Raw genomic sequence first — 273 nt, forward strand, 5'->3', positions numbered from 1 at the left:
GCGGGCCTCGCCGCCGAGCTCGATCTGCCCGGCACCGAGGGCAGCGGCCGCGGCTGCCACTTCCTGGCCGACATGGCGACCGAACAGGTCACGGATCTGCTCGCGCTCGCGCAGGCCGGCGACCATGTCGTTGAAGCCGCTCTGCAGCTGCCCGACCTCGGTGCCGTCGTACACGACGACGTCGGTGTCGAGATCCCCGGACTGGACCGCCTCCATGGCATCGCGCAGCGTCAGCAACGGCCCCACGACCGAGCGTGCGTTGAGGGCGGTCAG

At 71.4% G+C, this 273-nt stretch carries 1 protein-coding gene; it reads right to left on the minus strand.

Annotation, left to right across the window (positions count from 1 at the left end; translation table 11 throughout):
- Positions 1-273 (minus strand): HAMP domain-containing protein (locus tag ACOADB_RS29160; RefSeq protein WP_378607544.1); only part of this gene is annotated, 273 nt, incomplete at both ends.

This window comes from Nocardioides sp. CPCC 206348, from assembly GCF_048654705.1.
GTDB lineage: Bacteria > Actinomycetota > Actinomycetes > Propionibacteriales > Nocardioidaceae > Nocardioides.